Genomic DNA, 7,547 nt, shown 5'->3' with positions numbered 1-7,547 from the left:
ACCTGGTCCACGAGGGCGACGAGGACATGACGGTCACGGTGGCGCTGGCCGTCGATGAGCGAGATGCGGTCGGCGAACCGGTGCCCGCCCAGCTGACGATCGAGGACGACGACGCCGCGCCGACCGTGCAGCTGACCAACGGCTCGGGCAACGAGGGTGACCAGATCGCCCTGCCCGCGACTGTGTTCGGCAGCACCGAAGTGGCCGTCGAGGTCGGCCTCACCTTCGCCGGCGACGGCGCCGGAACGCTGAACGCCGCCGAGGCCGAGGACTTCGAGACCGATTCGGTCAACTACGAGATCCCGGCCGGCACCGCCAACAACTCGCCGATCAGCCTCGGTTCGCTGACGCTGAACGACGACACCGTCGACGAGCCGCAGGAGACGGTCCGGGCGACCTCCGGCAGCAGGACCGCGACCTTCAAGATCAACGATGATGTCGAGGACGTGCCGCCGACGGTGGTGATCGGTGACGAGACCATCGTGGAGAACCTGGGATCCGTCGACCTGACCGTGCGGCTCGAGTTCGCCAACGACACCGACGCCACCGACTACAACGTGGTGGTGCCGTGGAACACGGCGAACACGACGGCCGCGGCGGGCTCCGACTACAGCGCGCGGAGCGGTTCGGTGACCATCGAGGCGGGCGACACCGAGGCCGGCATCAACGTGCCGATCATCGACGACGAGTTGTACGAGAACAACGAGTCGTTCCAGGTGCGGCTGGGCGTTCCGCAGCCGAGCGCGGTCAAGATCGGTGACGGCACGGCCGTCGTGATCATCGATGAGGACGACGAGCCGTCGGTCACGCTGGTCGCTCCGGCCGGACGGGTCGGCGCGGGGGTCGTCACCCTGACCGGCACGGCCGGGCAGAGCGCCACGGTCCGGCTCTACGCCGCGCCGGTCTCGGCGCCGACCAGCTTCAAGCTGCTGCAGAGCGCGACCGCGACCCTGACCGGCGCGTTCACGTTCAGCCCGTCGATCGCGGTGGGCACCCGGTTCTATGCCCTGGCGAACGGGGCGCAGTCGCCGACCCGGGTCGTGCAGATCACGCAGGCGCCGACGATCACCGGTGTCCCCGGGCCGGCGGCCGGTTCGGTGACGCTGACGGTCAAGGGCAACCCGCTCGCGGCCGGTCAGGCGGTGCAGTTCCAGCAGTCGATCGGCGGTGTCTGGACGACCGTGACGATCGGCAAGCTCTCCACCGCCGGAACGTCGGTGGCCACGATTCGCGGGCTGCGGAGCGGGGTGTCGGTCAACTTCCGGGCGATCATTCCGGCGACGGCGAACCTCGGCATCCTGGCCGGGACGACGACCCCCATCAAGGTCGTCGCCCGCTGACGAAGGTCGTCCGGGGCGGCGGGAGAGCAGGATTCCCGCCGCCCCGGCGACCGTCAGGGCAAGCCCAGAACGAGACCTCCGGGACCGGTGATCGGCAAAGTGCCGCCGCCGGTCCCGTTGCCGATTCCGCTGCTCTGGTTGACCGAGTGGACCTCCGTGTCGTAGATCTGCCAGGCCGCCACCTGGTCAGGTGATGCTGATCGGGTGCCGGCCGGCGGACGATCGAGTGGCACCCTGTCGGAGGCCAACATGCCGTTTCGGGCAAGCTCGGGGGCGCACCGCATGGTCGGCCGGGCGGCTCAGCAACGGCGGCTGGATCTCCTGTCGGCCCAGCTCAAGGTGGGCCGGGGGCGCGCGGTCGCGCTCACCGGAGAGCCGGGCGCCGGCAAGACCGCGTTGCTGGCCCGGATGGTGTCCCGCGCGCGGGACGCGACCGTGCTCGCCACCACCGGGCTCGAGTCGGAGGCCGCGCTGCCCTTCGCCGCGCTCGGCGATCTGCTGCGGCCGCTGCTGCCGCGGCTCGACGAGCTGCCCGGTCCGCAGGCCGCGGCGCTGCGTTCGGCGCTGGCCGTCTCCGATGGGCCCGCCGATGCGTACGCGCTGTGCATGGGCACGCTGACGCTGCTGGCCGCGGAGGCCGAACGGCAGCCCGTGCTGGTGATCGTGGACGACGCCGGGTGGATCGATCAGCCGTCGATGGCCGCGCTGCTGTTCGTCGCCCGGCGGGTGGACCTGGACGCCGTGGCACTGGTCTTCGGCGCGCGGGACCCGCTGCCACCGGAGTTCGCCGGCGCCGGGGTCGAGGAGGTGCGGCTGGACGGGCTGGACCAGGACGGCTCGGCGGAGTTGCTGGACCGGCTGCGGCCCGGGCGGGTGGCGTCCGGCGTGCACGTCGCCCTGTGGTCCGCCACCGGCGGCAATCCGCTGGCCCTGACCGAGCTCGGCGGCTCGCTCACCGACGACCAGCTGGCCGGGACGGTGGCGCTGCCCGACCCGCTGCCGCTCGGCGCCGGATTGCGGGACGCCTTCGCCGCCCGCCTCGCGCCGCTGCCCGCGGAGACCCGGATCGCGCTGCTCGCGATCGCGCTGGCCGCCTCGGACGACGCCGACCCGGTGACCGCGGCGCTGCGCATCCTCGGCGTGCGCCCGGCCGCTCTCACCGCCGGGGTCGCGGCCGGACTGCTGACCCGGCGCGGCGCCCGGATCGGGCTGGCCCATCCGCTGCTGCGCGCCACCGTGCGGCAGGTGGCGTCGCCGGCCGAGCGTCGCCTGGTCTTCGACGCGCTCGCCGAGGTGACCACCGGCGAGGCCCTCGCCTGGTATCGCGCGGCCGAGCTGCCCGGCCCGGACGCGGTCGCCGCGGCGGATCTGGAGGCGGCCGCGGACGGCATGCGGCGGCGGGCCGGATTCGCCGCCGCGGCCCGGGCCATGCGGCGGTCCGCCGAACTGACCGGCGACGAGCGCACCCGGGTGCGGCGGGTGCTGGCCGCCGCCGCCGACGCGCAGACCTCGGGCCACCTGCCCGAGGCCGCGAACTGGCTGGGCGAGGCGCTCGCCACGGTGGTCGATCCGGGGCTGCGGGCCGACCTCGCGCTCGCGTACGGCTGGGTGCTGAACCGCCGTGGCACCCCCGGCACCGCGCAGACCGTGATGGCCGAGGCCGCGCAGCGCATCGCCGAGACCGACCCGGGACGAGCGGCCGCGCTGTGGGCCGCGGCGGTGAACCCGGCGCTGACCGAGGGCCGGGTGCACGAGGCGGTCGGTTATGCCCAGCGGTCCCGCTCGCTGGTCGACGACGACTGCGCCCGGATGCTGCTCGGGCAGGCGCTGGTGGTGCGTGGCCGGGTGCCGGAGGGCCGGCGGCTGCTCGACGAGCAACGCGACTTCGTGTCCCGGCTGGATCCGCTGCGCGACGCCGAGCACCTGGTCATGCTCGGCGCCAACCGGCTGTGGCTGGACCAGCCGGCCGAGGCCCGGGCGATGCTGTCCCGGGTCGTCGCCGCGACCCGGCGTGCGGGCGCGTCCGGGCCGCTGTCCCGGGCCCTGATCTTCACCGCGATGGTCCGGCACACCACCGGCGACTGGCTGATCGGATACGCCGAGGCCGACGAGACCCTGCGGCTGGCGCGTGAGCTGCGCGACCTCTCCACCATCGGACTCGCCCTGGTCGTCCTGGCCCGCTACGAGGCGGCGCTGGGCCGCACCGCCGACGCGGACGCGCATCTGGCCGAGGCCGCCCGGCTCGCCCCGCCGCCCGCCGCGCACGGACTGACCGTGCTGCACGGGTCCGCGCTCGGCCTGCGCCACCTGGCCGCCGGCGCGGCCGTCGAGGCGATCGCCCGGCTGGACGCCACCGGCACCTTCGCCGAGCGCTGCGGGGTGGGCAACCCGGCGGTGGCGCCGTGGCAGTCCGATCTGGTCGAGGCATACCGATCGGCGGGCCGGCCGGACCGGGCGCGCGAGGTGCTGGACGACCTCGACGAGCGCAGCCGGGCCGCTGACCTGCCGCGCACCCGGGCGGTGGTGGCCCGGCATCGCGGGGCGCTGGCGCCGGACGCGGAGTCGGCCGAGCAGTGGTTCCGGCGGGCGGCCGAGCTGCATGCCGCGCATCCGCAGCCGTTCGAGGAGGCGCGGACCGGGCTGGCCCGCGGGGAGGCGCTGCTCCGGCACGGGCGGCGGGTGGAGGCCGGGCCGGTGCTGGGGGAGGCGCTGGCCACGTTCGGGGGGCTGGGGGCGGGGCCGTTCGTGCGGCGTACCCGGAAGGTCTTGGCCGCCGTCGGTGAGCCGGACGGCCCGGACCCGGCGTCCTTGCTGGACCGGCTGACCCCGCGCGAGCTGCAGGTGGCCCACGCGGTGGGCGACGGACTCAGCAATCCGGAGGCGGCCGCGGCGCTCTTCGTGTCCCGCAAGACGGTGGAGACGCATCTGTCCAGCGCGTACCGGAAACTCGGCCTGCGCTCACGCACCCAGCTGGTGCGATACCTGGCGGAGACGGGCGTCTCAGGGAGTTCCCGGAGGGCCGAACGGGCGGGGGAGCTGTCGCCTTACCGCCAACCGGGGGAGCTCCCCGAGGCGAGTCACGCCCACTCGAGTGGACTCTGACCTGCGTGTTCGAAAGCCCGAGCAGACAGGGGGCACGCTGATGAAACCACGCATCATCACCGGCATGGCGCACGGTGGACACGCCATCGACGACGACGCACCCGAGGCGAAGACGCTGAGCGAGCAGGGGTGGACCAAGCTCAGCGACGCGGTGCAGGAACCACCAGGCGAGGTGGAGACCACCGCGTTCGACTATCTCTTCGAGAATCTGGTCGACGTCGAGGAGGCGCATCTGCCCGGCGCGAGTCCGGAGGCCGTCGACAACACCGTGGCGGCGCTGAACGAACTCGGCGATGCGATGGTCGACCAGGAGCCGCCGGCCGACGGGCGGAATTCGCCGATCCCGCCGATCTACACCTACTGGGGTCAGTTCGTCGACCATGACATGACGGCGGCCACCGACAACGACAGCAAGATCAGCATTCGTGACGTGCCGCTGCCGCCGCTGACGGCGGTCGAGGTGCGCGCGAAGCTCAAGAACGCCCGGCATCCGGCGCTCAACCTGGACTCGCTCTACGGCCACGGCCCGGATGCGCCGCCGCCGGCCGATCCCGACGACATCGTGGTGCCCTACCAGTCGGGCGACCGCGCCAAGCTGCAACTCGGCACGCTCGGGAACGCGCCGGTCGGGGTGCGGATCCCGCCGGTCGACGACCGCGAGCGCGACCTGCCGCGCGATGCCCAGCGGCGGGCGCTGATCGGGGACGGCCGCAACGACGAGAACCTCGTGGTCGCCCAGCTGCACGTGGCCTTCATGAAATTCCACAACAAGGCGGTCGATTGGGTACGCCGGCAGAACGGCGCCGAATACGACGTCTTCACCCGGGCCCAGCAGCTCACGATGTGGACCTACCAGTGGCTGACGGTGCACGACTTCCTGAAGACGATCACCGTGCCGGGCGTCGTCGAAAGCGTGCTGATGAGCGATCACGACCTGCTCGAACAGCAGCGGCGGGGCACCTACATGCCGCTCGAGTTCTCGGTCGCGGCATATCGCTTCGGGCACAGCATGGTCCGGGGCACGTACGACTGGAACCGCAACTTCGGCCGCCCCGGCAACAACACGTCGGCGACCGCCACCTTCGCGCAGATGTTCGCGTTCACCGGCACCGGCGGGTTCCGGCCCGCGCCGACGCTGCCGGCCGCGCCGAGCCTGCCGGACAACTGGCCGGCCGAGTGGGACCGCTTCGTCGACAAGAACAGCCTGTTCGCCGACCGGTTCGCGCGCCGGATCGACACCCTGCTGGCGCTGCCGCTCAGCCAGATGATCAACCAGACCGCCGGGCAGAACGGCACCTTCGACGTGGTCACGCTGCTCAAGCACCTGGCCCGTCGCAACCTGCTGCGGGGCTGGCGGCTCGGCCTGCCGACCGGACAGGCGGTGGCCCAGTCGCTCGGGATCACGGCGCTGACCCCGGCCGAGGTCATCGGGCGCGACCCGGTGGTGGCGGCGGCGGTGCGGCACGGCGGCTTCGACACGCGTACGCCGCTCTGGTTCTACGTGCTGCGCGAGGCCGAGGTGAAGGAGCAGGGCAACACGCTGGGCGAGCTCGGCAGCCGGATCGTGGCCGAGACGATCATCAGCCAGATCCGGCGGGACCCCGCATCATTCCTGAATCAGGGCTTCACCCCGTTCGACGGCGTGCGGCTGCCGGACAACTCGCAGGTCGACTCGATCCCGCAGTTCCTGCGGTTCGCCGGCGTGCTCTGAGTCAGGGCTTCTTCGCCAGCCCGCAGAATTGGTACACGTCGGTGTCCGCGGTGGGGTCACCCGGCTCCGGGCGCCACCTGGTGCAGGTGACCACACCGGGCTCGAGCACCTCGAGCCCCTCGAAGTAGCGCAGCATGTCCGCCCTGCTGCGCAGGGTGATCGGCGGCGTCGCGGTCTCGTTCCACTGCTTGGCCGCGGCCGCCGACTCCTCCGGCCGGATCTCCGTGGTCGGGTGCGCGACCGCCAGGTAGCTGCCGGAGGGCACGGCCGCCATCAGCCGCCGGACGATGCCGATCGCCTCATCGTCGTCGGAGATGAAGTTCAGGATGCCGAGCAGCATCACGGCGACCGGCTGATCGAAGCTCAGCGTGTCCCGCGAGGTCGCCAGGATCACGTCGGTGTCCCGCGCGTCCGCGTCCAGATAGGCGGTGGCGCCTTCGTCACTGCTGGTGAGCAGGGCGCGGGCGTGCGCGAGCACCATCGGGTCGTTGTCGGTGTAGACGATGCGGCAGTCCGGCGCGATCGCCTGCGCGACCTCATGTGTGTTCTGCGCGGTGGGCAGGCCGGTGCCGACATCGAGGAACTGCCGGATGCCGACCTCCGCCACCAGGTAGTTCACCGCTCGGCGCAGGAAGGCACGGTCGGCTCGGGCCGAGGTCACGATGTCCGGCAGGAACTGCTGGACCTGGTCGCCCACCGCGCGGTCGGCGGCGAAGTGGTCCTTCCCGCCCAGCCAGTAGTTCCAGATGCGCGCGGTGTGCGGCACGTGACTGTTGATGGGCGTGTAGGGCTCCGCGTTACTGTCGGTCACGTCGTTCCCCTCGATCGCGGCGGCGGCATGGACGGTAGTCGAAGCGTGCGCGACCGTCCACAACAACCGGAAAGCAGCCTTCCCATCAACCGCATCGCTCCCGGCCCGGCGCGCTGCTGCAGAGCTATGCGGGCGGACTGCTCTCGGTCGGCGACCGGACGAACGTGGCGCTCTCCTTCACGAGTGTCACCACCGGCCTGATCTGCCTGGGCGTGCGGACCCACTAAATCGACTGAAACCCGCGCACGAGCGGACGGCTGCCGTTATCGCGGTGCCCTGTCCGTTGGCTTCTGCCCCCGAAACAGCTGGACTGGTCCGGCAATTCGTGGGTGAGTCGTGCGGAGGCGCGGGGTCGCTGAGGTGATCTCAACGGGGCCGTCGGCGGGCGATTTGAGGGGGGTGTGCACGCCGATGTCGGCGCCGTCGTAGCCGGGGTCGGCCAGGGTCGGCAGCCCTCGCGCAGCTGCGGCGTACAGCGCGCCGAGGGCGTGCTCGCGAGCGACCGTCAGGTCGTGCGCCGAGCCGGGCTCGACCTCAGACACCCAGATCGGCAACCCGTCCGGGCGCATTACCGCCTGGACGT

5 protein-coding genes are annotated in these 7,547 nt (G+C 72.4%); 3 read left to right on the top strand and 2 right to left on the bottom strand.

The genetic code is table 11. From position 1 onward, the window contains the following. The 3 genes from ACZ6TI_RS18615 to ACZ6TI_RS18605 all read left to right on the top strand — a co-directional run. Positions 1–1,340 (top strand): Calx-beta domain-containing protein (locus ACZ6TI_RS18615; protein ID WP_465346295.1); only part of this gene is annotated, 1,340 nt, incomplete at its 5' end. 249 nt (positions 1,341–1,589) lie between these two features. Beyond that, complete coding sequence (locus ACZ6TI_RS18610) at positions 1,590–4,442, top strand: helix-turn-helix transcriptional regulator (RefSeq protein WP_465346294.1); 2,853 nt, start codon at positions 1,590–1,592, stop codon at positions 4,440–4,442. Between the two features lie 40 nt (positions 4,443–4,482). After that, positions 4,483–6,153 (top strand): peroxidase family protein, encoded by a 1,671-nt coding sequence (locus ACZ6TI_RS18605; RefSeq protein WP_465346293.1) that lies wholly within the window; start codon positions 4,483–4,485, stop codon positions 6,151–6,153. Position 6,154: 1 nt separating this feature from the next. Here the strand turns inward: ACZ6TI_RS18605 and ACZ6TI_RS18600 are convergent, their stop codons facing one another. Together ACZ6TI_RS18600 and ACZ6TI_RS18595 are read right to left on the bottom strand one after the other, a co-directional pair. Continuing rightward, a complete protein-coding gene (locus ACZ6TI_RS18600; RefSeq protein ID WP_465346292.1) occupies positions 6,155–6,964 on the bottom strand; it encodes an SAM-dependent methyltransferase in 810 nt (269 codons plus the stop codon). Between the two features lie 263 nt (positions 6,965–7,227). Beyond that, positions 7,228–7,533 (bottom strand): transposase family protein, encoded by a 306-nt coding sequence (locus tag ACZ6TI_RS18595; protein WP_465346291.1) that lies wholly within the window; start codon positions 7,531–7,533, stop codon positions 7,228–7,230. Between the last annotated feature and the right edge of the window lie 14 nt (positions 7,534–7,547).

It is taken from the genome of Actinoplanes sp. NPDC051388 (assembly GCF_055586225.1).
The sequence above is the reverse complement of the archived record's forward strand: the minus strand, read 5'-3'. Positions and strand labels throughout refer to the sequence as shown.

Excerpts from the sequence above, each read along its gene's own strand:
- ACZ6TI_RS18605 (WP_465346293.1), top strand. The coding sequence starts at position 4,483 with ATGAAACCACGCATCATCACCGGCATGGCGCACGGTGGACACGCCATC.
- ACZ6TI_RS18610 (WP_465346294.1), top strand. The coding sequence starts at position 1,590 with ATGCCGTTTCGGGCAAGCTCGGGGGCGCACCGCATGGTCGGCCGGGCG.
- ACZ6TI_RS18595 (WP_465346291.1), bottom strand. The coding sequence starts at position 7,533 with ATGCGCCCGGACGGGTTGCCGATCTGGGTGTCTGAGGTCGAGCCCGGC.